The organism is Nocardiopsis sp. LDBS0036 (genome assembly GCF_041228755.1).
Lineage (GTDB): Bacteria > Actinomycetota > Actinomycetes > Streptosporangiales > Streptosporangiaceae > Nocardiopsis > Nocardiopsis dassonvillei.
In genome coordinates, this window is record NZ_CP141103.1 from 2,327,383 (window position 1) to 2,352,988 (window position 25,606).

The 25,606-nt window shown below is 73.8% G+C and carries 22 protein-coding genes; 5 read left to right on the plus strand and 17 right to left on the minus strand.

The features are described from left to right. Positions 1 to 116: 116 nt before the first annotated feature. Positions 117 to 737 (plus strand): PadR family transcriptional regulator, encoded by a 621-nt coding sequence (locus UIS43_RS09720; protein ID WP_013154235.1) that lies wholly within the window; start codon positions 117 to 119, stop codon positions 735 to 737. A 9-nt stretch (positions 738 to 746) separates the two neighbouring features. Here the strand turns inward: UIS43_RS09720 and UIS43_RS09725 are convergent, their stop codons facing one another. Beyond that, positions 747 to 1,568 (minus strand): glyoxalase, encoded by an 822-nt coding sequence (locus UIS43_RS09725; RefSeq protein ID WP_370012989.1) that lies wholly within the window; start codon positions 1,566 to 1,568, stop codon positions 747 to 749. A 219-nt stretch (positions 1,569 to 1,787) separates the two neighbouring features. On the opposite strand from UIS43_RS09725, the gene UIS43_RS09730 reads away from it, so the two are divergent. Both UIS43_RS09730 and UIS43_RS09735 read left to right on the plus strand, forming a co-directional pair. Then, positions 1,788 to 3,071 (plus strand): MFS transporter, encoded by a 1,284-nt coding sequence (locus tag UIS43_RS09730; protein ID WP_370012991.1) that lies wholly within the window; start codon positions 1,788 to 1,790, stop codon positions 3,069 to 3,071. 86 nt (positions 3,072 to 3,157) lie between these two features. Next, positions 3,158 to 4,492, plus strand: coding sequence for a GH1 family beta-glucosidase (locus UIS43_RS09735; protein WP_370012993.1), 1,335 nt, complete (start codon positions 3,158 to 3,160; stop codon positions 4,490 to 4,492). A gap of 29 nt (positions 4,493 to 4,521) precedes the next feature. Here the strand turns inward: UIS43_RS09735 and UIS43_RS09740 are convergent, their stop codons facing one another. The 6 genes from UIS43_RS09740 to UIS43_RS09765 form a co-directional block, all read right to left on the minus strand. Further along, positions 4,522 to 5,091, minus strand: a complete 570-nt coding sequence (locus UIS43_RS09740; RefSeq protein WP_041552808.1) for a hypothetical protein — start codon at positions 5,089 to 5,091, stop codon at positions 4,522 to 4,524. Positions 5,092 to 5,187: 96 nt separating this feature from the next. Continuing rightward, positions 5,188 to 5,802, minus strand: a complete 615-nt coding sequence (locus UIS43_RS09745; RefSeq protein ID WP_013154240.1) for a TetR/AcrR family transcriptional regulator — start codon at positions 5,800 to 5,802, stop codon at positions 5,188 to 5,190. Positions 5,803 to 5,861: 59 nt separating this feature from the next. Beyond that, the gene (locus UIS43_RS09750; protein WP_041552809.1) at positions 5,862 to 7,034 is read right to left on the minus strand and encodes an acyl-CoA dehydrogenase family protein; all 1,173 of its coding nucleotides are present in this window, start codon (positions 7,032 to 7,034) and stop codon (positions 5,862 to 5,864) included. Then, positions 7,031 to 9,130, minus strand: a complete 2,100-nt coding sequence (locus tag UIS43_RS09755) for a biotin carboxylase N-terminal domain-containing protein (RefSeq protein WP_370012995.1) — start codon at positions 9,128 to 9,130, stop codon at positions 7,031 to 7,033. The genes UIS43_RS09750 and UIS43_RS09755 overlap by 4 nt, the downstream gene beginning before the upstream one ends. 7 nt (positions 9,131 to 9,137) lie before the next feature. Then, entirely contained in the window at positions 9,138 to 10,736 is a 1,599-nt protein-coding gene (locus UIS43_RS09760) for an acyl-CoA carboxylase subunit beta (protein ID WP_370012996.1), read from the minus strand. Positions 10,737 to 10,791: 55 nt separating this feature from the next. Further along, positions 10,792 to 12,564: an acyclic terpene utilization AtuA family protein gene (locus tag UIS43_RS09765; protein ID WP_041552810.1), complete on the minus strand. Its 1,773-nt coding sequence runs from the start codon at positions 12,562 to 12,564 to the stop codon at positions 10,792 to 10,794. A 151-nt stretch (positions 12,565 to 12,715) separates the two neighbouring features. Here UIS43_RS09765 and UIS43_RS09770 point away from each other — a divergent pair, with 151 nt between their 5' ends. Further along, positions 12,716 to 13,276 carry a hypothetical protein gene (locus UIS43_RS09770; protein WP_370012997.1) on the plus strand — a complete coding sequence of 187 codons (561 nt, stop codon included), beginning with the start codon at positions 12,716 to 12,718 and terminating at the stop codon, positions 13,274 to 13,276. A 51-nt stretch (positions 13,277 to 13,327) separates the two neighbouring features. Then, positions 13,328 to 13,885, plus strand: a complete 558-nt coding sequence (locus tag UIS43_RS09775) for a hypothetical protein (RefSeq protein WP_232238498.1) — start codon at positions 13,328 to 13,330, stop codon at positions 13,883 to 13,885. 93 nt (positions 13,886 to 13,978) lie between these two features. On the opposite strand, the gene UIS43_RS09780 is transcribed toward UIS43_RS09775, so the two are convergent. From UIS43_RS09780 to UIS43_RS09825, 10 genes are all read right to left on the minus strand, one after another. After that, entirely contained in the window at positions 13,979 to 15,274 is a 1,296-nt protein-coding gene (locus UIS43_RS09780; RefSeq protein ID WP_013154247.1) for a thymidine phosphorylase, read from the minus strand. Between the two features lie 94 nt (positions 15,275 to 15,368). After that, positions 15,369 to 15,797, minus strand: a complete 429-nt coding sequence (locus tag UIS43_RS09785; protein WP_019609722.1) for a cytidine deaminase — start codon at positions 15,795 to 15,797, stop codon at positions 15,369 to 15,371. Further along, on the minus strand, positions 15,776 to 17,038 hold the full coding sequence (locus UIS43_RS09790; protein ID WP_013154249.1) for an ABC transporter permease: 1,263 nt from the start codon (positions 17,036 to 17,038) through the stop codon (positions 15,776 to 15,778). Before UIS43_RS09790 ends, UIS43_RS09785 begins: the two co-directional genes overlap by 22 nt. Beyond that, the gene (locus UIS43_RS09795) at positions 17,035 to 18,621 is read right to left on the minus strand and encodes an ABC transporter permease (RefSeq protein WP_370012998.1); all 1,587 of its coding nucleotides are present in this window, start codon (positions 18,619 to 18,621) and stop codon (positions 17,035 to 17,037) included. Before UIS43_RS09795 ends, UIS43_RS09790 begins: the two co-directional genes overlap by 4 nt. After that, positions 18,618 to 20,216 (minus strand): ABC transporter ATP-binding protein, encoded by a 1,599-nt coding sequence (locus tag UIS43_RS09800; protein WP_013154251.1) that lies wholly within the window; start codon positions 20,214 to 20,216, stop codon positions 18,618 to 18,620. Before UIS43_RS09800 ends, UIS43_RS09795 begins: the two co-directional genes overlap by 4 nt. Positions 20,217 to 20,399: 183 nt before the next feature. Further along, positions 20,400 to 21,452, minus strand: coding sequence for a BMP family protein (locus tag UIS43_RS09805; RefSeq protein ID WP_013154252.1), 1,053 nt, complete (start codon positions 21,450 to 21,452; stop codon positions 20,400 to 20,402). Between the two features lie 352 nt (positions 21,453 to 21,804). After that, positions 21,805 to 22,506 (minus strand): alpha/beta fold hydrolase, encoded by a 702-nt coding sequence (locus UIS43_RS09810; RefSeq protein ID WP_071622490.1) that lies wholly within the window; start codon positions 22,504 to 22,506, stop codon positions 21,805 to 21,807. Between the two features lie 164 nt (positions 22,507 to 22,670). Continuing rightward, the gene (locus tag UIS43_RS09815; protein ID WP_013154254.1) at positions 22,671 to 23,015 is read right to left on the minus strand and encodes a biotin/lipoyl-containing protein; all 345 of its coding nucleotides are present in this window, start codon (positions 23,013 to 23,015) and stop codon (positions 22,671 to 22,673) included. A gap of 7 nt (positions 23,016 to 23,022) precedes the next feature. Further along, positions 23,023 to 24,042, minus strand: a complete 1,020-nt coding sequence (locus tag UIS43_RS09820; RefSeq protein ID WP_013154255.1) for an alpha-ketoacid dehydrogenase subunit beta — start codon at positions 24,040 to 24,042, stop codon at positions 23,023 to 23,025. Continuing rightward, a complete protein-coding gene (locus UIS43_RS09825) occupies positions 24,039 to 25,037 on the minus strand; it encodes a thiamine pyrophosphate-dependent dehydrogenase E1 component subunit alpha (protein ID WP_370013242.1) in 999 nt (332 codons plus the stop codon). The genes UIS43_RS09820 and UIS43_RS09825 overlap by 4 nt, the downstream gene beginning before the upstream one ends. Between the last annotated feature and the right edge of the window lie 569 nt (positions 25,038 to 25,606).

A 25,606-nucleotide genomic window follows, 5' to 3' on the forward strand; every position in this document is an offset into this window, starting at 1 on the left:
GGGAGGCGGCAGGGGGCGCGGGCCGGCGCGGGCGCGGGCGCGTGGATAGGCTGGTCGGAGTCGAAGGGCGCGGGCCTCAGAAGGGTGCGGACGCGCTGGTGGGATGAGGGGTGTGGATGTCGGCCATCCGGCTGCTGGTCCTGGGGGCGGTCCGCCTGCGCGGGCGGGCGCACGGCTACCAGGTGCGCAACGACCTGGAGTCCTGGGGCGCGCACGAGTGGTCCAACGCCAAGCCGGGGTCGATCTACCACGCGCTCAAGCAGATGGCCCGGCAGGGGCTGCTGCACGCCCACGAGACCGCGCCGTCCACCGCCGGGGGTCCGCCCCGGACCGAGTACGAGACCACCGGGGAGGGCACCCGGGAGTACTTCGCCCTGCTGCGCCGGGCGGTGTCCTCGCACGACGCGCACACGGACGTGCTCTCGGCCGGTCTGGGCTTCGTCGTCGATCTGCCCCGGCGGGAGGCGGTCGACCTGCTGAGGCGGCGGGTCGAGGGCCTGGAGGAGTGGCGCGGGGGCGTGGTCGCCCACTACGCCCCGGAGGAGGGGCCCGGACAGGCGGGCCACATCGGCGAGATCATGGACATGTGGGTGCACTCCGCGGAGTCGGACGCGGCGTGGACGCGCTCGCTGATCCGGCGGATCGAGGGCGGCGCCTACTCCTTCGCCGGTGAGGGGGGCGACCCCTACGAGGGCGTCCTCACCGGCGAGGAGCCGGAGGCGTCCCCCTCCGGTTGAGGCGACCCCTCAGTTCCCGTCCGCCTCCGGGGGCCGCGCGCCGAGCCAGCTCCGCAGCGCGGAGGCGTTGCGCAACTCCCCCTCGACCCTGCTCAGCTCACCGCCGGTGAGGGTGATCGCGCCCAGCCGCTCCCGCCACTCCTGGACGCCCTCCTCCTCGCCGAGGGCGACCGCGAGTTCGATGAGCATGGCCAGTGCCAGCGCCCGCTCCACCGCGGGCGCCCGGTCCCCGTGCCGTTTCAGTCCGGAGCGGATCCGCCGGAAGGCGGCGAGGTCGTCGGTCTTGAAGTCGCGCAGGATCCGCGCGCCGTCCAGGACGCGGGCGAGCCCGTCGAGTTCCCCGGAGCCGCCGTACTCCAGCCTCTCGGGTTCGCCGCGCTGGATGAAGATGAGCGAGTTGCCCGAGGGGTCCATGAGCGTGAAGCGGCTGGCGCCCGGCCGGTGGCGCGTGATGCGGGGCAGACCCTTGGCCAGGACCCTGCCGTAGGCCCGGCGCATGGCCTGCGTGAGGGCGGCGTGGTAGGGCGCGACCGCGTCGACCACGACCATGCAGCCGCCGCTGTTCTCCAGCCCCGGGTCCAGGCCCTTCGAGGCGCGGCCGTAGTGCAGTTCGAACCCGCTCCAGCGGAAGGCCAGGTAGAGGTAGGGCCTGGTCTGCTCGTAGGTGACCTCGAAGCCGAGCGCCCGGTAGAACTCCAGGGTCTCCTCGGCCGAGACGCACGGCAGCAGCGGAACGGTCGTCTCGTTGGCCCGAACGGCCGCCTCCGGCCGCTCCTGCCCCGTGTCCCCCTCCTTGCCGCCGTCCGCCCGCGCGGTGTCCGCTGCGGCCACGCGCACCTCCCATTAGTCAAGTTTGATTACTTTGCGAGGGTAGTCCTCCCCGAGTCCACTGGTCAAACTTGACTACACAACTGGGGACGCCGAACCCACCGCCGCGCACGAGGGGCCTCGGGACCGCGCCGGTGCGCCGCGAACCGACCCCGCCGCGGGTCTTTCCTCGGCGAGGCGGGCCTCCTAACATGAGACGCATTCATGTTAGGTAGGTCACACGTGCGCCCACCCCCCGCGCAGCCCTCCCCCTCCCCGCGAACGCCCGCCGCTCTCGCCGAACCCACCAGACCCGTGCGCCGCCTGTGGGTGGCCGGGATCAGCCTGGCCAACCTCGGCATGTGGATGGCCTTCTTCGGCCCGCTCCAGGTCCTGCTGCCCGAACAGGTCGGCCTGCTCGCCCCCGACGCCAAGGAGACCGCCCTGGCCTGGGTGACCGGGGCGGGCGCGGCCTGCTCCACCCTGGGCACCCCGCTGGCCGGGGCCCTGTCCGACCGGACCACCGGCCGGTTCGGGCGCCGACGCCCCTGGATCCTGGCCGGTGCGCTCCTGGGCGGTCTGGGACTGGTGGTGCTCGGCCGACAGGACGGCGTCCTCGGCGTCCTGGTGGGGTGGTCCTTCGTCCAGGCCGCGCTGTCCTGCCTGAACGCGACCCTGCTCGCGGCCGTGCCCGACCACGTGCCGGTCCGCCAGCGCGGCGTGGTCTCGGGGTGGATCGGCGTACCGCAGTCGGCGGGCGTGGTGGTGGCGGTACTCCTGGTGACCGTGGTGGTCACAGGGATCGCCCCCGGCTACGCCCTCCTCGGCGCGCTGACCGTCCTGTGCGTCCTGCCGTTCGCGCTGCTGGCCCCCGACCCGCCGCTGCCCCGCGAGGCGCGCCCCTCCTGGAGCGGGTTCGCGCGCGGGCTGTGGGTGTCCCCGCGCCGCCACCCCGACTTCGGCTGGGCGTGGCTGACCCGTTTCCTCATGCAGACGGGCAACGCCATGTTCACCCTCTACCTGCTCTACTTCCTCACCGACGCGGTGCGCTACGAGGAGCTGTTCCCCGGCTCCTCGGCCGCGGACGGGCTGCTGGTGCTGATCGCCGTGTACACGGCGGCGGTCGTGGCCACGACCGTGCTGGCCGGTCTGGTCTCGGACCGCATCGGCCGCCGCAGGGGGATGGTGTGCCTGTCCGGGGTGGTCTCGGCGGTGCCCGCCTTCCTGATCGCCGCGTTTCCGACGTGGCCGATGAGTCTGGTGTGCGCGGTGGTGCTGGGGGTCGGCTTCGGCGTCTACCTGTCCGTGGACAACGCCCTGGTCACCGAGGTCCTGCCGAGCGCCGGCGGGCGGGCCAAGGACCTGGGGATCGTCAACATCGCCAGCGCCGGACCGCAGGTCATCGCCCCGGCCCTGGCCGGTCCGATCGTGGTCCACCTGGGCGGCTACCCGGTCCTGTACACCGTGTGCGGGCTGCTCAGCCTGCTGGGCGGGGTGCTGGTGTGGCGGATCCGGGGTGTGGCATGAGTCCCCGCCGGTTCCACGCGTCCCCTCCTGTCCGCTCCTCGACCCCCGTTCACCCCGTCAGACCCAGCGAAAGGCAGGTACCGTCCATGTCGTCACCGTTCCTGTGGGGAGTGGCCTCCTCCGCCTTCCAGATCGAGGGCGCCCTCGACGCGGACGGGCGCGGCCCGTCGGTGTGGGACGTCTTCGCCGAGCGCCCGGGCGCGGTCCGCGACGGGCACAGCCCCGCCCCGGCCTGCGACCACTACCACCGGTGGGCCGAGGACGTGGAACTGCTCGACCGGCTCGGGGTGAACGCCTACCGGTTCTCGCTCGCCTGGCCCCGGGTCGTACCGACCGGGCGCGGCGCGGTGAACGGGGCCGGCCTGGACTTCTACGACCGCCTGGTGGACGCGCTGCTGGCCCGGGGGATCACCCCGGTGCCGACGCTGTTCCACTGGGACCTGCCCCAGGCGCTGGAGGATGCGGGCGGTTGGAGCGAACGCGACACGGCGTACGCGTTCGCCGAGTACGCGGCGGCGGCCTCCGACCGCCTCGGCGACCGGGTGGACCGGTGGATCACCCTGAACGAGCCCCTGGTGCACACCACCTACGGGCACGCGCTCGGCGTCCACGCCCCGGGGCGGACCCTGGCGGTGCCCGAGGTGATGCGGGTGGCCCACCACATGCTGCTCGCGCACGGGCTGGCCGCCGGGGAGCTGCGCTCGCGCGGCCTGGAGGCACTGCTCACCAACAACTACTCCCCCGTCAGCCCCGCCACCGGCTCCGAGGCCGACGCCGCCGCCGCGCACGCCTACGACACCCTGCACAACCGGCTGTTCACCGACCCCGTGCTGACCGGCGCCTACCCGGACCTGTCGGCCTTCGGCGTCGCGGAGGTCCCCGGCGTGCGCGAGGGCGACCTGAAGGCGGTCGCGGGCAGCGCGGACGGCCTCGGGGTCAACTACTACAACCCCACCGTGGCCACCGCGCCCGACGAGGGGTCGGGACTGCCGTTCGGGTTCGGTGAGGTCGCCGGGGCGCCGGTGACCGCGTTCGGGTGGCCGGTGGTGCCCGAGGGGCTGGGCCGGATGATCGACCTGCTGCGCGAGCGCCACGGTGAGGCGCTGCCGCCGCTGTACGTCACCGAGAACGGCTGTTCCTACGAGGACCGGGTCTCCCCCGGAGGGCGGATCGCCGACCCCGAGCGGATCGCCTACCTGGAGGGGCACGTGGCCGCCGTGGAGGCCGCGCGGGAGCGGGGCGCGGACGTGCGCGGGTACTTCGTGTGGACGCTCACCGACAACTTCGAGTGGGCCGAGGGCTACCACCAGCGCTTCGGGCTGGTACACGTGGACCACGCCACCCAGGCGCGCACCCCCAAGGACTCCTTCGCCTGGTACCGGGACCTCGTCGCCGCCAGGACCGCGTCAGCCGGTGCGTGAGGGACCGCGGCGGCGCGTGCCCGGCACGCTCAGTCCCCGACGGCGTCCAGGGTGCCGCTGTCATGGCGTTCGGGGGCCTCCTCGCCGCGCTGGCGGGCGGGCTCCCACCACCACCAGTGCGACTCGGGCACCCAGGAGGGGACCTCCTCCTCGTTGACCGGCCGCGCCCGGCCCGCCACCGCGGTGAGGGCCTCGTCGATGCGCGGCAGGGCCTCCAGGTCGCCCGGGCGCAGGAAGGCCTCCCAGGGCACGAACTCCTCGCCGAGCAGCTCCAGCATGGACCGCCGCCAGCAGGCGGGGCGGTAGGCCTCGTGCTCGCCGTTCTCGGCCGCGGTCTGGGTGCGGACCACGTACAGGCCGAGCCGGTCGGGGTTGCTGCCGCCCACCAGCAGCTCGGCCAGGGTGGCGCTGAACTCCTGGCCGCCCGGGGATCTGCGCTGCGCGGGCGTGGTCGCCCGGTACAGGGCGAAGAGGGCGGCGAAGGCGTTGTCCATCAGGGCGTCGCGGTCCCTGCGGCGCGAGGCGCTCTCGGCGAAGGCGTCCAACGCCCGCCTGGCCAGGTCCGGAAGGTCCCTGCCCGCATCCGCGCTCACCTTCACACCGCCTTGTCCGGTCCGGGGATGACGTTCGGCGCGGGCCCGTGGCCCCGCGCCGCTTCGATGATAAGCACGCTCCGTGCCGTCGAGGTAGCCGGTTCACGGTGCCGGGGTCCGCAGTTGCCCGTCCAGGGTGCGCGCCCACTGGCGCACGATCCGGCGGCGCCGGGGCCCGTCGTCGGTGAGCAGGTTGGCCAGTCCCAGGCCGCGTGCCAGGTCGAGGGTGGCCTGGACGGTCTCGCGGACCCCGGGGACCGACTCGTCCACCCCCAGCAGTTCCACGGCGGCCCGGTGGATCTCCCGGCCCATCCGCTCCTCCATGGGGATGATGCGCTCGCGCAGGACCGGGTCGCTGGCGGCGGCCGACCACAGCTGGAGGGCGGCGCGGAAGTCCGTTCCGGTGAAGGCGTCCACGACCATCTGCACGACCGCCTCGGTGCGGCCGCCGCCCTCGGGGACGGCGGCCGCGCCGCGCCGCAGCTCCGCGCCGCGGCTGTCGAGCATGTGCCGCAGCACGGCCAGAAAGAGGTCCTCGCGGGTGGGGAAGTGGTGCTGGGCGGCCCCGCGCGACACCCCGGCCCGCCGCGCGACCGCGCCCACGGTGGCGCCGGCCGTGCCCTCCTCGGCCAGGCAGGCCACGGCGGCCTCCAGCAGTCGGGCTCGGGTGGCCCGGCTGCGTTCCTGGCGCGGCTCGCGGTCGGCCCCTGTGTCCACGTCGCTGCTTCCCCCTGTCCCCGCGTCCCCGAGGCGGCCCGTGTCCGCGCGCCGACCGCTCAGTACGACCTGGGCAGGCCGAGGGACTGCTGCGCCACGTAGTTGAGCACCATTTCCCGGCTCACCGGCGCGATGCGCGCCAGGCGGGCGGCGGCGATCGCCGACCCCAGCCCGTACTCGCTGGCCAGACCGTTGCCGCCCAGGGTCTGCACGGCCTGGTCGACCGCGCGCACGCACGCCTCCGCGGCGGCGTACTTGGCCATGTTGGCCGCCTCCCCCGCCCCCGCGTCGTCGCCGGAATCGTAGCGGAGCGCAGCGTGCTGGGTCATCAGGCGGGCCTGCTCCAGCTCGATCTTGACCTGCGCCAGCGGGTGGGCCAGCCCCTGGTGGGCGCCGATGGGGGTGTCGCGCCAGACCGTGCGCTCCCTGGCGTAGGCCACCGCCTTGTCCAGGGCGTGGCGGGCGCTGCCCGAGGCCAGGGACGCGGCCATGATGCGCTCGGGGTTGAGTCCGGCGAAGAGCTGGAGGAGCCCGGCCCCGGGGTCGCCGACCAGTGCGTCGGCGGGCAGGCGCACGTCGTCCAGGAACAGCTGGTACTGGTGGTCGGGGCTGACCAGGTCCATCTCGATCCGGCGGGCCTCGAACCCCGGGGCGTCGGTGGGCACCGCGAACAGCGCGGCGGACAGGCGCCCGGTGTCCTCGTCCTGGACGCGTCCGACGACCATGACGGCGTCGGCCACGTCCACGCCGGAGATGAAGGTCTTGCGGCCGTTGAGCACCCAGCCGCCGCCGTCGCTCCGGGCGGTGGTGGTGATGCGGTGGGAGTTGGACCCGGCGTCGGGCTCGGTGATGGCGAAGGCCATGATGGTCTCGCCCGTGGCCAGGCCGGGCAGCCAGCGCGCGCGCTGTTCGGGGGTGCCGAAGCGGGTCAGGACGGTGCCGCAGATGGCCGGGGAGACCACCATCATCAGGGTGGGGCACCCGGCCGCGCTGAGCTCCTCCAGGACGGCGGCCAGGTCGCCGATGCCGCCGCCCCCGCCCCCGTACTCCTCGGGGATGTTGACGCCGAGGTAGCCGAGCCCGCCCGCCTCGCGCCACAGTTCGGTGAGGTAGGCGCCCTCCTTGGCGCGGGCCCGGTAGTACTCGGACCCGTACCCCGCGGCGAACGCGGACACGGCGGAGCGCAGGTCGACCCGCTCGGCGGGTTCGTTGAAGGTCATGGCACCGGTCACGGCGTGGCCCCTTCGTAGTCGAGGACGGCGAGGGGCGCCCCGGCGGGCACCCTCTGCCCCGCCGCGACCGGGATCTCCCGGACGGCACCGGCGGCGGGGGCGGTGACGCGGTGCTCCGTCTTCATGGCTTCCATGCGCAGCAGGGTCTGCCCGGGTTCGACCCGCTCGCCCACGGCGACCTCCACGGCGGTGACCGTGCCGGGCATGGGCGCGGGCAGGGCGCCGGGGTCGACCGCGGCCTCGGGTTCGGGCAGGGGGTCGACGGGGGTGAGGGTGACCGACCCCAGGGGGGAGTCGACGTGGACGTCGCCGCCCGCGGCGGGGCGGTGGACGTCGAAGGCGCGGCGCAGGCCGTCCGCCTCCAGGACCACCCGGTCGGGTGCGGCCGAGAGCACGCGGACACCGGCCTGTTCGGTCAGGTAGGACCCCCTCAGGGTGCGGTAGGCGGTGGTGGTCCTCCTCGTCTCGTCGCCGTCGACGTCGTGCTGGCGGACGAAGGGCTGGGAGGGCAGGCCGCGCCAGTTGGCGGGGATCCCGGCGGGGGTGGCGGCGTCGGCGCGGGCGGCCTCGGCGGCGGACAGGGACGCGGCCAGCGCGGCGAGGCGTTCGGTGGCAGGGTCGGCCAGGGGCTGGACGAGTGCGCTGAGGCGGTCGCCGTCCAGGTAGCCGGTGTGCAGCCCCTCGGGGCGGGTCTCGGCCCCGGCGAAGGCGGGGTGGCGCAGCGTCCGCACGAGCAGGTCGCGGTTGGTGCCCACCCCGTGCACGCGCGCGGCGGCCAGGGCCGCGGCCAAGCGGCGCAGCGCGTCGCGGCGGTCGCGCCCGTGGGCGACGACCTTGGCGAGCAGGGGGTCGAAGTCCGCGCCGACGGTGTCGCCGGGTTCGACGCCGCTGTCCAGGCGCACCCCGAAGGCGGGCGGCGCGGCGAAGCGGGTGTCGGCGGGGACGTCGAAGGCGTGCAGGACGCCGGTGCGGGGCCGCCAGCCGTCGCGGGGGTCCTCGGCGTACAGGCGGGCCTGGACGGCGTGGCCGCGCGGCGCGGGCGGGCCGCCCCCGGGCAGGGCCTCGCCCTCGGCGACGCGGATCTGCCACTCGACCAGGTCCAGCCCGGTGACGCACTCGGTGACGGGGTGTTCGACCTGGAGCCGGGTGTTCATCTCCAGGAAGACCGGTTCGCCGAAGCCCTCCTCCCCCACGGGGACGAGGAACTCGGCCGTTCCGGCGCCGGTGTAGCCGATGGCGCGGGCCAGGCGGCGAGCGGCCTCGTGCAGGCGTTCGCGCAGGTCGTCGGGCAGGCCGGGGGCGGGCGTCTCCTCGACGACCTTCTGGTGGCGGCGCTGGAGGGAGCAGTCGCGTTCGCCCAGGGCCCACACGGTGCCGTGGGTGTCGGCCAGGACCTGCACCTCGACGTGGCGGCCGTGGGGGACGTAGGGCTCGCAGAACACCGCCGGGTCGCCGAAGGCCGAGGCCGCCTCGGCGCGGGCGGCGGCGGCCTCGGCGGGCAGGTCGGCCAGGTCGCGGACCACGCGCATGCCGCGTCCGCCGCCGCCGGAGACGGCCTTGACCAGCACGGGCAGGTGTTCGGGGCGCACCCGCTCGGGGTCCAGGGCATCGGCGACGGGCACCCCGGCGTCCCGGGCGATGCGTTTGGCCCGGGTCTTGGCGCCCATGCTCTCGACGGCCTCGGCCGGGGGGCCGATCCAGGTCAGCCCGGCGCCGGTGACGGCGCGGGCCAGGGCGGGGTTCTCGGACAGGAAGCCGTAGCCGGGGTGGACGGCGTCGGCGCCGGAGGCGCGGGCGGCGGCCACCACGGCGTCGGGGTCGAGGTAGGCGTCCACGGGGCCGCGTCCCTGGGGCAGGGGCAGGCGCACGGCGGTGTCGGCCTCGGCCACGTGCGCGGCGTCCTCCTCGCCGGGGGCGTGCACGGCGACGGTGGCCACGCCCAGGGAGCGGCAGGTGCGCAGGATCCGGCGGGCGATCTCGCCCCGGTTGGCGACCAGGAGGCGGGTGACGGGGCGCGGCGGGGCGGGTCGGCCGGGGGCCGTGGCGCCCGCCTCGGCGGAACCACCGGAGGGGACGGCGGAGGGCGTGTGGTTCACGGTCTCCTCACATTCGGAAGACGCCGAAGCGGTCGGTGCCCCGGACGGGGGCGTTGTGGGCGTAGGACAGGCACAGGCCCAGGACGGTGCGGGTGTCGCGGGGGTCGATGACGCCGTCGTCGTAGACCCGCCCGGACAGGAACAGGGGCAGTGACTCGGCCTCGACCTGGCGCTCCACCATCTCCCGCAGGGCGGCGTCCTGGTCCTCGTCGTAGGGCTGCCCCTTCCCCGCCGCGGACTGGCGGGCGACGATGGACAGCACCTCGGCGAGCTGGCGGGGGCCCATGACGGCGGAGCGGGCGCTGGGCCAGGCGAACAGGAAGCGCGGGTCGTAGGCCCGCCCGCACATCCCGTAGTGGCCCGCGCCGTAGGAGGCGCCCACGAGCACCGAGAAGTGGGGGACGGTGCTGTTGGAGACGGCGTTGATCATCATCGAGCCGTGCTTGATGATGCCGCCCTGCTCGTACTCGCGGCCGACCATGTAGCCGGTGGTGTTGTGCAGGAACACCAGCGGCGTGTGCGCGCGGTTGGCGAGCTGGATGAACTGGGCGGCCTTCTGGGCCTCGGCGCTGAAGAGCACGCCGTGGTCGTTGGCGAGCACGCCGACGGGGTAGCCGTGCAGGTCGGCCCAGCCGGTGACCAGGCCGCCGCCGTAGGAGGGCTTGAACTCGTCGAACACCGAGCCGTCCACGAGGCGGGCGATGATCTCGCGCGGGTCCACGGGCACGCGCAGGTCGGGCGGCATGATCCCGAGCAGCTCCTCGGCCGGGTAGAGGGGTTCGGGTGCCGACGGGCGCGGGGCGGGCCCCGCCTTGGTGTGTCCCAGGCGGGCCACGATCCGCCTTCCGATACGGATCGCGTCGCGCTCGTCCTCGGCCAGGTGGTCGGCCAGGCCGGAGACCTCGGCGTGCATGCGGGCCCCGCCCAGCGACTCGTCGTCGCTCTCCTCACCCGTGGCCGCCCGTACCAGCGGCGGCCCGCCCAGGAACACCTTGGAGCGCTCGCGCACCATGACCACGTGGTCGCTCATGCCGGGGATGTAGGCGCCCCCGGCGGTGGAGTTGCCGAAGACCAGCGCGACGGTGGGGATTCCGGCGGCGGACAGGCGGGTCAGGTCGCGGAAGGCGCGACCGCCCGGGATGAAGATCTCCTTCTGGGTGGGCAGGTCGGCGCCGCCGGACTCCACCAGGCTGACCAGCGGCATCCGGTTGCGTTCGGCGATCTCGGCGGCCCGGGCGGTCTTCTTCAGGGTCCACGGGTTGCTGGAGCCGCCGCGCACGGTGGGGTCGTTGGCCACCAGCACGCACTCCACGCCGGAGACCGAGCCCACGCCGGTGACGAGGCTGGCGCCGACGTGGAAGTCGCTGCCCCAGGCGGCGAGCGGCGACAGCTCCAGGAAGGGGCTGCCCTCGTCCAGGAGGAGTTCGATCCTCTCGCGGGCCAGCAGGCCGCCCCGGGCGCGGTGGCGCTCCACGTAGCGCTGCCCTCCCCCGGCCAGGGCCTCGGCGTGCTCGGCGTCGATCTCGGCGAGCTTGGCGAGCATCGCCTCGCGGGCCTCGGCGAAGGCGGGTGAGGCGGTGTCGAGCCCGCTCCTGAGCACGCTCACGGCTGGCCCGCCTCCCGTGCCTCGGGGACGGGAACGCTTCCGGTCCTGGACGCGCTCACGGCTGCTCCACCTCCGCCAACACGGTCTCGGGGACGGGGACGCGGCGGGCGCGCAGCCACTCGCCCAGCCCCTTGGCCTGGGGGTCCACGCCCTCGCGGCGCGCGGTGCCGGGGGCGAGCAGGCCCTCGATCCAGAAGTTGGCGGCCCGCAGGTTGGGCAGCAGGTGCCGGGTGACGCGCAGTCCGGCGGTCTCGGGCAGGAGTTCGCGCAGCAGGTCGGCGGTCAGGGTGGTGGCCAGCCACCGCCACGCCGTCTCTCCGCGCACCCACACGCCCAGGTTGGCGTCGGCGCCCTTGTCGCCGCTGCGCGCGCCCAGGACCAGGCCGAGCGGGACCGGGCGCGCGGGGCCTCGGGGCAGGGGTTCGGGCAGCGGGGGCTCGGCGACCCCGGTCAGGGCCCGGGTGCGGGGCGCGGGCGCGACGGGCATCCTGGCGCCGTCGGGCAGGATCGCGGTGTGGGCGACCTCGGAGGCGGGCACGAGCGCGTGCGTGGCGGCGACCCCGTCGGGTCGGGCCTCGCGCGGCGGCGCGGTGAGGTGGAATCCGGCGTAGCTGCCCAGGGCCAGTTCCACGGCGGCCGCCCCGAAGGAGCGGCCCACGACCGCGGGGTCGTGGTCGCGGGCGACCACGCGCAGGCGTGCGGTGGCCGCGTCCTGGGTGTCGCCGTGGGGGTCCTGGGCTGGCACGAGGGTGAAGCGCAGGTCGTCGGGCGCGCGGTCGGCGAGGGCTGCGCGCATCTGGCGTTCGGCCTGTGCGGCCTTGGCCCCGGCGTCCAGGCCGGTGACCAGGAACTCGACCTCGTTGCGAAAGCCCGTGAGGCTGGTCAGTCCGACCTTGAGGTCGGGGGGAGGTTCCTCGCCGCGGGTTCCGCTGAGCAGGACGCGGTCGGGCCCCTGCCTGGTGAGGCGCACGGTGTCCAGGCGGGCGGTGACGTCGGGGCCGGGGTAGCGGGCTCCGGCGACCTCGTAGACGAGCTGGGCGGTGACGGTCCCGGTGGTGACGGCGCCGCCGGTGCCGGGGTGCTTGGTGATGACCGCGCTGCCGTCGGCGTGGATCTCGGCGAGGGGGAAGCCGGGCCGGTCCAGGTCGCGGCCCTCGCGCAGGAGTTCGGCGGCCAGGGCGTAGTTGCCGCCGGTGGCCTGGGTCCCGCACTCGATGACGTGCCCGGCGACGGTGGCCCCGGCCAGGGCGTCCAGGTCCCCGGGGGTCCAGCCGAAGTGGGCGGCGGCCGGGCCCACGGCCAGGGAGGCGTCGGTGACGCGGCCGGTGACGACGATGTCGGCGCCCGCCTCCAGGCAGGCGGCGATGCCGAAGGCGCCCAGGTAGGCGTTGGCGGTCAGGGGGGTGCCCAGGTCGAGTTCCTCGGCGCGGTCGATGAGGTCGTCGCCGGTGACGCAGGCGATGCGGGGTTCGAGGCCGAGCCCGTCGGCGAGTTCGGTGAGCCGGTCGGCGAGGCCGCGCGGGTTGAGGCCGCCCGCGTTGGTGACCACCCTGGTGCCGCGTTCCATGACCAGCGCCAGGGTCTCGCGCATCTGGCTCAGGAAGGTCCGGGCGTAGCCGCGGCCGGGGTCGCCGAGCTGGTCGCGGCCGAGGATGGCCATGGTGAGCTCGGCCAGGTAGTCGCCGGTGAGGACGTCCACGCGCCCCTCGGTGAGCATCTCGTGGACGGCGGCGAAGCGGTCCCCGTAGAAACCGGAGGCGTTCGCGACCAGCAGCGGGGGCGCCGGGGTGGCAGCAGCGGTCATGGACACGAGGGTGACACCGATCACACGGAAAAACAAGCACACGTGCTTGTTTTTCCGTACGGGACGGACGGGTCCGAGCGGACACGGTGAGGTGGGCGCGGTATGGCCGGAACCGGCCACGGAGCGTGCGTTACTCCCCCTCGGAGCGGGGGGAGGCGCGCGGTAGTTTGGCGCCGTGAACACCTCGCGAGAAGACACCAACCCCGCCGACGACGCCGCCTCCTCCGAGGGGACGGCGGAGGCGGCGGAGACGACGGAGGCGGCGGAGACCCCGGAGCCCGGGAGCACCGGTGCCGCCGGGAGCGCCGGAACGCGCGGGGAGGCCGGGACCCCGGGGGCGCGTCAGGAGGCCGACGCCAGCGGCGCCTTCATCGCGGGCGCGCCGGCCCGCTCCCCCAGCGGCCTGTTCGCCGCCGAGACCTTCAGCGTCATCGCCCTGATGCTGTTCGTCCTCACCGCGCTGAACACCCGGCTCTTCGAACTCTTCGGCTTCTTCTTCGTGGGCCGGGTCCCCACCGACACCAGCGCCGGGGAGGCGAGCGCGCTCGCGGCCGAGGTGATGGTCGCGGGCGGGCTGAGCGCGCTGACCGTGCTCGCCGGGGCCCTGTCGCTGCTGCGGGGCGGCGCGGCCACGCGGGCGTGGAGCCGCTGGGGCGCCGCCGCGGCCGTGATCGTGGGCACGCTGCTGGTCGTGGTCTCGGTGCTGACCTTCGTCACCCTGCCGTCCGGGTCCTGAACAGGGGTTTCGTAGAAACTCCCTTGGTACTTCGGCGGGTAGGTTGACCGCGTGAGTACATCAGCGGAAGGCAACGACCCGACCGATCCCACCCGGGGGCCCGCACGGGACCCCGGCCGCGAGCCGGAGCCCGGGGCCGACCCGGCCACCGGGACCGGGGTGCCCGCGCAGGAGCCCGCCATGGTGGAGGAGCCCCTGCTGGAACCGGACTCCGGGGTGGCCGCCCCGGAGCGCACCGACCGGCCCAGCGGTGCTCTGGGCGCGGAGACCTTCGCCCTGACCGCGCTGTTCCTGCTCGCCGTGACGGTGCTGTCGAGCCAACTGGTCCAGCTCTTCACCACGGTGGTGCTCATCGGCGACCAGCCGGTGCCCGTGGACCAGGTGTCGCAGTTCTCCGTGCAACTGCTCATCGGCGGCGGCCTGGCCGCGCTGACGGCGATCCTGGCGGGGCTCGCGCTGGCCCTGGCGGGTTTCCGGACCCGGCCCTGGGCGCGGTGGCTGGCCGCCTCCGTGCTGATCGTGAGCCTGCTGCTGGTGCTGCTGGCGGTCGTGGCCTACGTCATGATGCCCGCGGGCAGCGCGCCCCAGCCCATGCCGATGCCGAACTGATCCGCGCGGGGCAGGGGGAGCCCCGTCCAGCCGCGGGGCGGCGACCGGAGGTCCGGTCGCCGCCCCGCGATCGTGGAGCGGCAGGCTCCGGGGTCAGGCGATCCGGTCGATCACCAGCGGCCGGGCCTCGTAGCCCGCCCCGCCCTCCGGCTCGATGTCGAAGGCGCCCTCCAGCGCCTCGGCCGCCCGCTCGAACCGCTCCGCCTCGTCCGCGTGCAGCGTGAACAGCGGCTCCCCGGCCTGCACGGACTCCCCCGGCTTGGCGTGCAGGGTCACCCCCGCCCCGAACGACACCGCGTCCTCCTTGCGCGCCCGGCCCGCGCCCAGCCGCCACGCGGCCAGCCCCACCTGGTAGGCGTCCAGCCGGGTCACCGTCCCCGAGGCCGGAGCGAGCACCACCCGGCGCTCGGCGGCCACCGGCAGCGGCGCGTCCGGGTCCCCGCCCTGTGCCCGGACCAGCCGCTTCCACGACTCCAGCGCGCTGCCGTCCCGCAGCGCCTCGGCCGGGTCCTTGACCCCGCCCTCACCGGGGACGAGCCCGGCCGCGGCCAGCATCTCCCGGGCCAGGGCCACGGTCAGCTCCACCACGTCCGCGGGCCCGCCGCCCGACAGCACCTCCACGGACTCGGCCACCTCCAGGGCGTTGCCCACCTGCCTGCCCAGCGGGACCGACATGTCGGTGAGCAGCGCGACCGTGCGCACGCCGTGGTCGTTTCCGATGTCGACCATCGTGCGGGCCAGCTCGCGCGCGGAGTCGGCGTCCTTCATGAACGCCCCCGAACCCACCTTGACGTCCAGGACCAGCGCGCCGGTGCCCTCGGCGAGCTTCTTGCTCATGATGGACGCGGCGATCAGCGGGATCGACTCGACCGTGCCGGTCACGTCGCGCAGGGCGTAGAGCTTGCGGTCGGCCGGGGCCAGCCCGGACCCGGCCGCGCAGATCACCCCGCCCGTGGAGTCCAGCACCTCCCGCATCTCGCCGGTGGACAGCGAGGCCCGCCACCCGGGGATCGACTCCAGCTTGTCCAGGGTCCCGCCGGTGTGCCCGAGCCCGCGCCCCGACAGCTGCGGCACGGCCGCCCCGCAGGCCGCGACGGTGGGTGTGAGCGGCAGGGTGATCTTGTCGCCCACCCCGCCCGTGGAGTGCTTGTCGGTGGTGGGCCGCGCCAGGTCGGAGAAGTCCAGGCGCTCCCCCGAGGCCAGCATCGCCTCGGTCCAGCGGCTCACCTCGGCCCGGTCCATCCCGCGCAGGAAGATCGCCATGGCCAGCGCCGACATCTGCTCCTCGGCCACCTCGCCGCGGGTGTAGGCGTCGATCACCCAGTCGATCTGGCCGGGGCTCAGCTCTCCCCCGTCGCGCTTGGCTCGGATGATCTCGATGACGTCCATGTCATCTCCTCTCGACTGGCGGAAGAAGAAGCGCCTCCCCGGAGGCCGCCGCGCGGGCGGCGCCCGGGGAGGCGCGGCTAACGAAGGACCCCGGTCACGTCAGGCTGTGCGGGCCGAAGGCCTGCGGCAGCACCCGGTCCATGGTCCAGACCCCCTCGGGGGTGTCCACGAGCAGCTGCGGCCCGCCGTGCTCGAACAGGAGCTGGCGGCAGCGCCCGCACGGCATGAGCAGCTCGCCCCGCCCGTCCACGCAGCTGAAGGCCGTCAGACGGCCCCCGCCGGAGGCGTGCAGGGCGCTGACCAGGCCGCACTCGGCGCACAGGCCGAGCCCGTAGGAGGCGTTCTCCACGTTGCAGCCGCTGACGGTGCGGCCGTCGTCGACCAGCGCCGCCGCGCCCACCGGGTACTGGGAGTAGGGCGCGTAGGCGCGGCCCATGGCCTCGCGGGCGGCGGCCCGCAGGGCCTCCCAGTCCACGCTCGCCGGGTCCAGTGGTGCGTCGGTCATGACCGGCTCGCCCTCCACTGCTTGCCGACCCCGGCCGGTGGCCGGAGCCGTTGCGAGGCCAGCGAGAGCACCAGCAGGGTGGCGATGTGCGGGCTGTAGGTGGCCAGCTCGCGCGGCAGCGAGTCGGTGGAGAAGTACCACACGAACAGCAGCACCGCCGTGAGCGCGCCGAAGGCGGCCAGGCCCTTGCGGTCCCGGCGCACCTGCCACACGGCCACGCCCACCAGCGCCACGGCCAGGAGCAGCAGCAGGGCGTGCACCGCCGCGCCGCCGCCGCGCACCTGGAGGGCGTCGGTGTAGCCGAACAGGCCCGCGCCCATGGCCAGGCCGCCCGGTCGCCAGTTGCCGAAGATCATCGCGGCCAGGCCGATGTAGCCGCGGCCGCCGGTCTGGCCCTCCTGGTAGATCTGCGAGGCGACCACGGACAGGAACACGCCGCCCATGCCCGCCAGGCCGCCGGAGACGATCACCGCGACGTACTTGAGGCTGTACACCGGCACGCCCAGGGACTCGGCGGCGTCGGGGTTCTCGCCCACCGAGCGCAGTCGCAGGCCGAACGTGGTCCGCCACAGCACCAGGTAGGTCAGCGGGATCATCAGGATCGCGACGACCGTCAGCGCGGGCATGTTCGTGGTCGCGCCGAGCACCAGCGAGGCCAGGTCGCTGACCAGGAAGACCCCGCTGTCGGCGACCGGCCTGAGGGCCTGCGCCACGAGGGGCAGGTCCCACACCGGGAACGAGGGCGCCGGGGGCGACTGGGCCGCGCCCGCGCCGGGCACGTCGGAGTAGACCAGGATCGACAGGTAGCGCATCGCGCCGAGCATGAGGATGTTGATCGCCACGCCGGAGACGATGTGGTCCACCGCGAAGGTCACCGTGGCCACGGCGTGCAGGAGCCCGCCCGCCATACCGGCGAGCACGCCCGCCAGCAGCCCGATCCACGGGTTGCCCGTGGACCAGGCGAAGTAGGCGCCGAACCAGGTGCCCAGGATCATCATGCCCTCGAGGCCGATGTTGATGACGCCCGCGCGTTCGGCCCACAGACCGCCCAGCGCGGCCAGCCCGATGGGCACCGCGAAGGTGATGGTGGTGCTGATGGTGCCCGCGTCGGTGAGCATGTCGTGCCCGGTGATGACCCGCAGTCCCGCCAGGGACACCAGCACCGCGCCGAACAGGGTGAGGATGCGCCAGCGCGCCCATCCCCGGGGCCGGGCGGCGGGCTTGGCCACCGGCTCCATCACGTTGATCTCCTGGCTCACTTGGCCTCCCCTCCGCGCCTGTCCTCGGGTTCGGGGGCGGTGCCCGCTTCGGTGGAACCGTCCGCGGGGGCCGGGGACGTCTCGTCCGCGGACACCTTCACCGTCTCCGGGGCGGGCGACTCGGCGGTGGTGCCGAGCTGCCTGCCGATCTGCTGCTGCTGGTAGCGGCGGCCCCAGCGGTGCACGACCTCGTAGACCACGACCACGGTGAGGACGATGGTGGCCTGCGAGATGACCGCGATCTCCTGCGGGATGCCGTCGAAGGGCAGGATGCCCGACGCCTGGTTCAGGAAGGCCCAGAACAGGGCGGCGAAGACGATGCCCACGGGGTGGTTGCGACCCAGCAGCGCGATGGCGATGCCGATGAAGCCGATGCCGGTCGGGAAGTCCAGGGCGTAGTGGTGCGAGCTGCCCAGCAACTGGGGCAGGCCCACCAGACCAGCGACCATGCCCGAGAAGAGCATGGACAGGAACACCATCTTCTTGACGTTGACGCCGCTGGCCTCGGCCGCGGTCTGCGACTGGCCGGTGGCCCGCAGTTCGAAGCCGAAGCGGGTGCGGTTGAGCATCACCCAGTAGCCGATGCCGACGGCCACGGCCAGGAGCACGAACCCGAAGATCGTCTCGTCCGAGCCGAGGAAGCCCGCCGGGATGCCGGGCACCCAGGAGGACTCGGGCATCGGCGGGGTGCCGATGTTGTTGGTGCTGATCTCCACCGCGAGGCGGTCGGTGCTCAGCAGGTAGGCGGTGACACCGGTGGCGATGGAGTTGAGCATGATCGTGGAGATCACCTCGGACACGCCGCGGGTCACCTTGAGGTACCCGGCGATACCCGCCCACACGCCGCCCACGGCCACGGCCGTGATGACGATGACGATCTGGCTGAGTACCGGCGGCAGCATGATGTAACCGCCCACGGCGGCCGACAGCAGCGCGGCGAGCCGGTACTGGCCGTCCACGCCGATGTTGAACAGCTTCATCTTGAAGCCGATCGCCACCGCGACCGCGGCCAGGTAGTACGTGGTGCCGTCGTTGACGATGCGCACCAGGCTGTCGGGCCGGGTGCCGTACTCCAGCATCCGCTCGAACGTGGCCAGCGGCGGGATGCCGCTGAAGAACAGCACGGCCGCGGTGACCGCGGTCGCGATGACCCCGGCGGCCAGGACCGCGGCGAAGGACAGCGCCAGCATGGCCGACAGCCGGTGGAACAGCCAGAAGGCCGCGGCGGAGCCGGCCAGCGCGCCCAGCGCGGCGGCCACCGGCTCGATCAGGGACAGGTCCAGGAACCACGCGGTCAGCAGACCGGCGGCCACCGACAGCACGAGGGCGGTGGGCACCACCAGCGTGTTGTGCAGGACCGTGCCCTCCTCGCGGGCGCCGTCCGCGCCCGCGCGGCGCTCGCGCGGCACCATGGGCCCGGACCAGGCCACGAAGGCGAAGGCCGCGACGACGCCGATGATCAGCGCCGCCCACCACAGCAGCGCCGTGTCCAGGGCGATGGTCAGCACCACGCCCAGGGCGATCGCGACGCCCGCGGCCGCGGGTGCGGGCAGGGTCCTCGCGGGACGGGGGATCCTACTCATGCGCCGCCCTCGCTTCCGTTTCGGTCGGCACCGCTGTCGCCTTCCGTGCTCTGGTCGGCCCGGTGCAGTCCGGCGCCGGTCATGGCCGAGCCCAGCTGTTCGGGTGTGACGGTGGTCGGGTCGGCCTGCGCGACCAGTCGGCCGCGCAGGATGACGTGGAGGGTGTCGGACATGCCGATCAGCTCGTCCAGGTCGGCGGAGACCAGAAGCACGGCCAGGCCCGCGGCACGGGCGTCGCGCAGCTGCTCCCAGATGGCGGCCTGGGCGCCCACGTCCACGCCCCGGGTGGGGTGGGCGGCGACCAGGAAGCGCGGGGAGCCGCTCATCTCCCGGCCGATGATGAACTTCTGCTGGTTGCCGCCGGACAGGGCGTCGGCGATGACGTCGATCCCCGGGGTGCGCACGTCGTACTCGGCGACGATGCGCTCGGAGTCGGCACGCGCGCCGGTCCGGTTGATCCAGGGGCCGCGGACGCTGGGCTCCTTGGTCTGGTGGCCGAGGATGCGGTTCTCCCACAGGGGGGACTCCAGCAGCACGCCGTGCCGGTGGCGGTCCTCGGGGATGTAGCCCACACCCGCCTCGCGGATCCTGAGAGTGGGCCAGCCGGTGATGTCCTGCTCCTCCAGGCGGATGCTCCCGGCGGCCAGCGGGCGCATGCCCATGATGGCCTCGATGAGCTCGGACTGGCCGTTGCCCTCGACACCGGCGATGCCGACGATCTCGCCCCGGCGGATGTCGACGCTCACCCCGTCCACGACGGCGCGGCCGTCGGCGGAGTGCACGGTGACCCCGTCCAGGGACAGCACGACGTGGTCGGTGACGGTGGACTCGCGCAGCTCGGGCACGGGCAGCTCGCCGCCTACCATGAGCGTGGCCAGGTCCCGGGCGGTGGTGGTGCCCGGGTCCGCGGTGGCCACGGTGGTGCCGCGGCGGATCACGGTGATCTCGTCGGCGACGGAGAGCACCTCGTCCAGCTTGTGGGAGATGAAGATGACGGTCAGGCCCTCGCGCTTGAGCTCGCGCAGGTTGTCGAAGAGCTCGTCGACCTCCTGCGGGACCAGGACGGCGGTGGGCTCGTCGAGGATGATGGTCCGCGCGCCGCGGTAGAGGACCTTGAGGATCTCCACGCGCTGGCGGTCGCCCACGCCCAGTTCCTCCATGAGGCGGTCGGGGTCGACCCCCAGGCCGTACTGGGCGGACAGCTCGCGGATGCGCGCGCGGGCGCGGTTGCCGATGCCGTGGCGGCGCTCGGCGCCCAGGACCACGTTCTCCAGCACGGTGAGGTTGTCGGCGAGCATGAAGTGCTGGTGCACCATGCCGATGCCGTTGCGGATGGCGTCGGAGGGCGAGCCGAAGCGCACCTCTCGGCCCTGGACGTAGATGTGTCCCTCGTCCGGCCGGTGCATGCCGTACAGGGTCTTCATCAGCGTGGACTTGCCCGCACCGTTCTCGCCGACGATGGCGTGCACGGTACCGGGAGCCACGGTGATGTCGATGTCGTGGTTGGCCACGACGCCGGGAAAACGCTTGGTGATCCCGCGCAGCTCAACGGCGGGGGGCGCCAGGGCCCCCTCGCCCGATGGCGTGCTGCTCATCAGTCTCCTCGTGGAATGTGCGGTGTGGCGCCGCGGAACCGGCCGGGTCGCGGCCGCTGCTGGACGCCCCGCCGCCGAACGGCAACCGGGGCGGCACCGACCGGGGATCTACCCCGGTCGCTGCCGCCCGTGGATGCTGGCCGCCGCGGGCGCCCCCGCGACGACGGTCGCGCGTGGCGCGGTCTACGGCTCGGTCGGGACCTCGATCTCGCCGTCGATGATCTGCTGCTTGATCTCGTCCAGCTGCTCCTGGACGGGGCTGATCGCCTCCTCGTTGGAGGTGGTGTAGTCCACGCCGCCGTCGGCGAGCTCGAAGCGCTGGATGCCGCCCTCGACCCCTCCCTCGGTGGCGGCGGAGATCAGCTCGAACACGGCCACGTCCACCTGCTTGATGGCGGAGGTGAGCACGTGCGGTTTCTGGTCCTCGGCGGCGTTCTCGTACTGGTCGCTGTCGACGCCGATGAAGGTGAAGTCGTTGGCCACGGCCGACTCCAGGACGCCGTTGCCCGACGCGCCGGCGGCGTGGTAGATCACGTCCGCGCCGCGGTCGTACTGGGCCTGGGCGGTCTCACGGCCCTTGGCGGGGTCGCTGAAGCCGCTGAAGTCCGGCGGCTGGCTCAGGTAGTCGACCTCGACGGTGATGTCCTCGTTGACGTGCTCCACGCCCGCGGCGTAACCGGCCTCGAACTTGTGGATCAGCGGGGTCTCGACGCCGCCGACGAAGCCGACGTGGTCCTCCTCGGTGGTCAGCGCCGCGGCGGCGCCGGCCAGGAAGGAGGCCTGCTCCTCGGCGAAGACCAGGCTGGTGACGTTGTCGATGTCGGCGATCTCGGAGTCCACGATGGCGAAGTGGACGTCCGGGTACTCCGGCGCGACCGCGCGCACGGCGCCGTCGTAGGCGAACCCGACGGCGATGACGACGTCGTAGCCCTCCTCGGCCATCGTGGCCAGGCGGTCCTCCTTGGCGGACTCGGCCTCGCCGTCGCTGGGCTCGAAGTCGTTGACCTCGACGCCGAGCTCCTCGGCCGCCCGCTCCAGTCCCCGGTAGGCCGAGTCGTTGAAGGAGCGGTCGCCGCGACCGCCGACGTCGTAGGCCAGGCCGACCTGGAGCTCGGAGGCGGACTCCTCGCCGCCGCCCTCGCCGCCGCCCTCTTCGGCCGCGCTGTCACACGCGGTGAGGGCGAGCACACCGGCCGCCGCGGCCGCGGCGAACCTGACTGTGTTGCTGCGCTTCACTTCTCACTCCTCTTACGCCCTCTCAGCGGCCAGCATTCGCTCGCGACCGACCTGAGTTCTGCAGCCGGACGATATCCGGTGGCCGAAAGTACATCTAACCAACGGGCGGAGTTGTTATGAAGGCGAGAGCGTAGCGACACGGGCCCTTACCCGAAAGTCGACAAGCGTGCGCCCGAAGCGGTCGGCGGTGTTTCGGGATTGTGTTGCGGGGAAGCCGTTCCCCGCCCCGACACGGCATTACCACGCATGGCTTCGCCCCCTTCACCGGTTGTCACAGCGGCACGTCGGAGGGGGCTGGTCTAGACCGGACTAACCGCGCCGGGCGGCGGGAGCTGCGGGGCTCCGCCCGGCGTCAGTCGGCCAGGAAGTCCAGCACGGCCTGCCGGAAGTGCCGGGAGGAGACGGCGTTGGCGTGGTCGCGCCCGGGGATCTCCACGTGCGTGCCGCCGCAGCGCTCGGCCAGGGCCGCGGCGCCCTCGGCGAGCTGGTCCCGGGCGCCCGAGACCAGCAGCACCGGAAACCCGCTGAGCGGGGGCTCCGCGGCGAAGGGGCGCGAGGCCTGGCCGCGCGCGCAGGCGGCCAGCGCGGCGGGGTCGTTGGAGGGCAGGGCGGCCACCGTCCGGTAGACGTGGTCGAAGGGCGTGTCCCCGGAACCGGGGTCGGACAGGTCCGTTCCGGCGAAGGCGTTTTTCGGTCCGAAACCGCCGAGAACCACCCGCCTGACGCGTTCGGGAGCGGTCAGCGCGAGTTCCCAGGCCAGGCGCGAACCCATGGAGTAACCGACCACGTCGACCTTGTCCACCGCCAACTCGTCGAGCATGGAGACGAGGTCGGCGACGAAGTGTCCGGGCAGGTAGAAAGCGCTGTCGGTCGGTTTGTCACTGTTTCCGTGACCGCGCAGATCCGGCCCGATCACCCGTAGCCCAGCCGACTCCAGGGCCCGCGTCCACCCGGCGGCCCGCCAATTCATGCCGAAGTCGGTGCCGAAACCGTGCAGGAGGAGTACGGGGACCCCGCCCTCCTGAGCCTGCGGGCGCAAATCCGCATAACGCATTGTCACGCCGCCGGCGAGATTCACGGACATGAAAACCACCCACCATTTTTTCGAAAAGAAAAGGGAAAAACGCGGGGCCCGGCCGGATTTTCCTCCGAATGGCGCGCGCCCGGAGGCGCCGCCGTTCGTGTCTTCCTCCGAACGGGCCCCGCGGTCGGCCGCCGTCAGTCCGTGGGGGGCCTGAGCCGGACCCGGCGGGCGGGCCGGGCCTGCTCGTCGGGGACGCGGCCCACGATGCCCGCCCGCGGCGCGTCGCCGGAGGACTGGACCGCGAAGGTCACCAAGGGCGCGCCGACCGGGACCACCTGGTCCTCCTCGGCGTGCAGCTGGACGATCCGGCCCGCCTGGGGCGAGGGGATGACCACCGCGGACTTGGTGGTCTCCACCTCCACCAGGGGGGCGTTGCGCTCGATCTCCTCGCCCACGGCGACCTGCCACTCCAGGACGGTCGCCTCGACCAGCCCCTCGCCCAGGTCGGGAAGGGAGAAGGTGATGTTGTCTTCTGCCATGGTCGCTCTAGTACTCCAGGGTCCGTTGCACCGCGAGCAGGACGCGGTCGATGGTCGGCAGGTACTGCGGCTCCAGGGGGCCCGCGGGGTAGGGCACGTCGAACCCGGTGACGCGCTGGACGGGGGCGGACAGGTCGCGGAAGCAGCGCTCGGTGACCAGGGCGGCCACCTCCGCGCCGAGTCCGGCGGTCAGCGGCGCCTCGTGCACGACCACGGCCCGTCCGGTGCGCGCGACCGAGGCGGCCATCCCGGCGGCGTCCAGGGGCTTGAGCCAGCGCAGGTCCAGCACCTCCAGGTCCACGCCGTCCTCCGCGGCCAGGTCGGCCACCTGGACGCAGCGGTGCACCATGGCGCCCCAGGCGATGAGGGTGGCGTGCCTGCCAGGGCGCACGATGCGGCTGGTGCCGATGGGCTCGCTGGGCTCGCGCAGCCGCACGGGCCTGCGGTCCCAGTAGCGGGCCTTGGGCTCCATGTAGACGACGGGGTCGTCGGAGCGCACCGACTGGAGCAGCAGGCTGTAGGCGTCGGCGGGGTCCGAGGGCGCGGCGACCTTGAGGCCGGGGGTGTGGGCGAAGAGCGCCTCCAGGCTCTCGCCGTGGTGCTCGGGCGCCTGGATGCCGCCGAAGGAGGGCAGGCGCAGGGTGATCGGCATGGGGGTCGCGCCGCGGGTGCGGTAGTTCATGCGCGCCACCTGGTTGACGATCTGGTCGATCGCGGGGTAGGCGAAACCGTCGAACTGGAGCTCGGGGACGGGCCGCCAGCCGTTCATGGCCAGGCCGACCGCCATGCCCATGATGGCGGACTCGGCCAGCGGGGTGTCGAAGACACGCGTGTCCCCGAACTCCTTCTGGAGCCCGTCGGTGACGCGGAAGACCCCGCCCAGGGCGCCCACGTCCTCGCCGAAGACCAGCACGTCGGGGTCCTCGGCGAGCAGGTCGCGCAGGGCGCGGTTGATGGCCTGCTGCATGGACAGCTCGACCGCGGGGGCCTCGGCGGCGGTGTCGGCGCGTTCGATCAGCTCGGTCACAGCTCGACCTCTTCCTGCCAGGTGCGGCGCTGCCGGGTCAGCTCCTCGGTGGTCTCCCGGAAGACGTGGGTGAACAGCTCCGATCCGCCCGGTTCGGGCGCGGTGGCCACGCCGTCGCGGATGCGCTCGGCCTCCCGGCGGGCCTCGGCGTCGACCCGGGCGAGTTCGCCCTCGTCGGCGTGCCCGGCGGCGAGCAGGGCCTCGCGCAGCAGGGTGACGGGGTCGCGCTCGCGCCAGCGCTGGGCCTCGGCGTCGTCGCGGTAGCGGCCGGGGTCGTCGGAGGTGGAGTGCGGCTCCACGCGGTAGGTGAGCGCCTCGATGAGGGTGGGCCCCTCGCCGCGGCGGGCCCGGGCGACGGCCTCGGCGGTGGCCTCGTGGACCGCGCCCGCGTCGTTGCCGTCCACCAGCACGCCGGGCATGCCGTAGCCCTCGGCGCGCGCGCTGACCGAGCCGCCCGCGACCTGGCGGTGGTTGGGCACCGACAGCGCCCACTGGTTGTTCTGGCAGAAGAAGACCACGGGGGCGCCGAAGACCCCGGCGAAGTTCATGGCCTCGTGGACGTCGCCCTCGGAGCTGGCGCCGTCGCCGAAGTAGGCCAGGGCCACACCGTCGTCGCCGCGCAGCCGCTCGCCCACGGCCCAGCCGACCGCGTGCGGGACGGGGCCGCCGACCACGGCGTTGACGGCGCCGAACCGCGAGGCCGCGACGTCGTAGAGGCCGCCGTGCCACAGGGCGCGGTGGGTGGCCATGTAGCCGACCATCTCCACCCCGTAGGCCAGGGCGGAGGCCATCTCCCGGTAGGTGGGGAAGACGAAGTCGCGCGCGGGGTCCAGGGCCGAGGCGCTGGCGACCTGGGCGGCCTCCTGGCCGCGCACGGACACGTAGGCGGGGAAGACGCCCTGGCGCTGGAGGGCGATGGCCTCGGTGTCCAGGTCGCGCGCGGTCCTCATGTGGCGGTAGAGGGCGCGGGTGAGGTCGGGCGGCAGGTGGCCCACGGTGATGGCGCCCCGGTCCGCCGACTCGTGGGGTGCGGGGTCCGGACGCACGGCGCCTCCGTCGGGGGCGGCGGCCCCGGGCCTTGCGCGCAGCGGGTCCTGGGGCGAGGGCGGGCGGCTGGCGGGCATGTCGAGCGGCTCCCAACGTGGCCCTGTCCGACGCGGTGGCGCGGTCCGGGCTCCGGGTGGTGTCTGTCCTGTACACAGATTCTCCGGAAGACTCGACACTTTCGCTAGATATCCGCCGCTACTTGATACATACGGGAACGAAATTCGCCATATGGTTCTCCGGAGTCCAGCTCGAACCCCGTTCCACCCGAGAAAACGACACACGGGCCTGTACACCCCACGAACGCCCTCGGGCCCCGGGGGAGCGCGAGCCGCGACCGGGAGCGCACGCGGCGTCGCCGGGAGGGGGGTCCACGGTCACGGAACAGCCGCGATCGGCCGCGGCGGGCGCACTTCCCGGCGTCGAGCGCATACGTTCGAGGCACCGGTCATCCGGTCAACGAAACCCCCCGATTTCCCGACACTTGGACCCCACGGAACCCCGCGGCAAGAAGTTCTGT

Excerpts from the sequence above, each read along its gene's own strand:
- UIS43_RS09780 (WP_013154247.1), bottom strand. The coding sequence starts at position 15,274 with ATGGACGTCATCGAGATCATCCGAGCCAAGCGCGACGGGGGAGAGCTG.
- UIS43_RS09720 (WP_013154235.1), top strand. The coding sequence starts at position 117 with ATGTCGGCCATCCGGCTGCTGGTCCTGGGGGCGGTCCGCCTGCGCGGG.
- UIS43_RS09800 (WP_013154251.1), bottom strand. The coding sequence starts at position 20,216 with ATGAGCAGCACGCCATCGGGCGAGGGGGCCCTGGCGCCCCCCGCCGTT.
- UIS43_RS09795 (WP_370012998.1), bottom strand. The coding sequence starts at position 18,621 with ATGAGTAGGATCCCCCGTCCCGCGAGGACCCTGCCCGCACCCGCGGCC.
- UIS43_RS09735 (WP_370012993.1), top strand. The coding sequence starts at position 3,158 with ATGTCGTCACCGTTCCTGTGGGGAGTGGCCTCCTCCGCCTTCCAGATC.
- UIS43_RS09815 (WP_013154254.1), bottom strand. The coding sequence starts at position 23,015 with ATGGCAGAAGACAACATCACCTTCTCCCTTCCCGACCTGGGCGAGGGG.
- UIS43_RS09810 (WP_071622490.1), bottom strand. The coding sequence starts at position 22,506 with ATGCGTTATGCGGATTTGCGCCCGCAGGCTCAGGAGGGCGGGGTCCCC.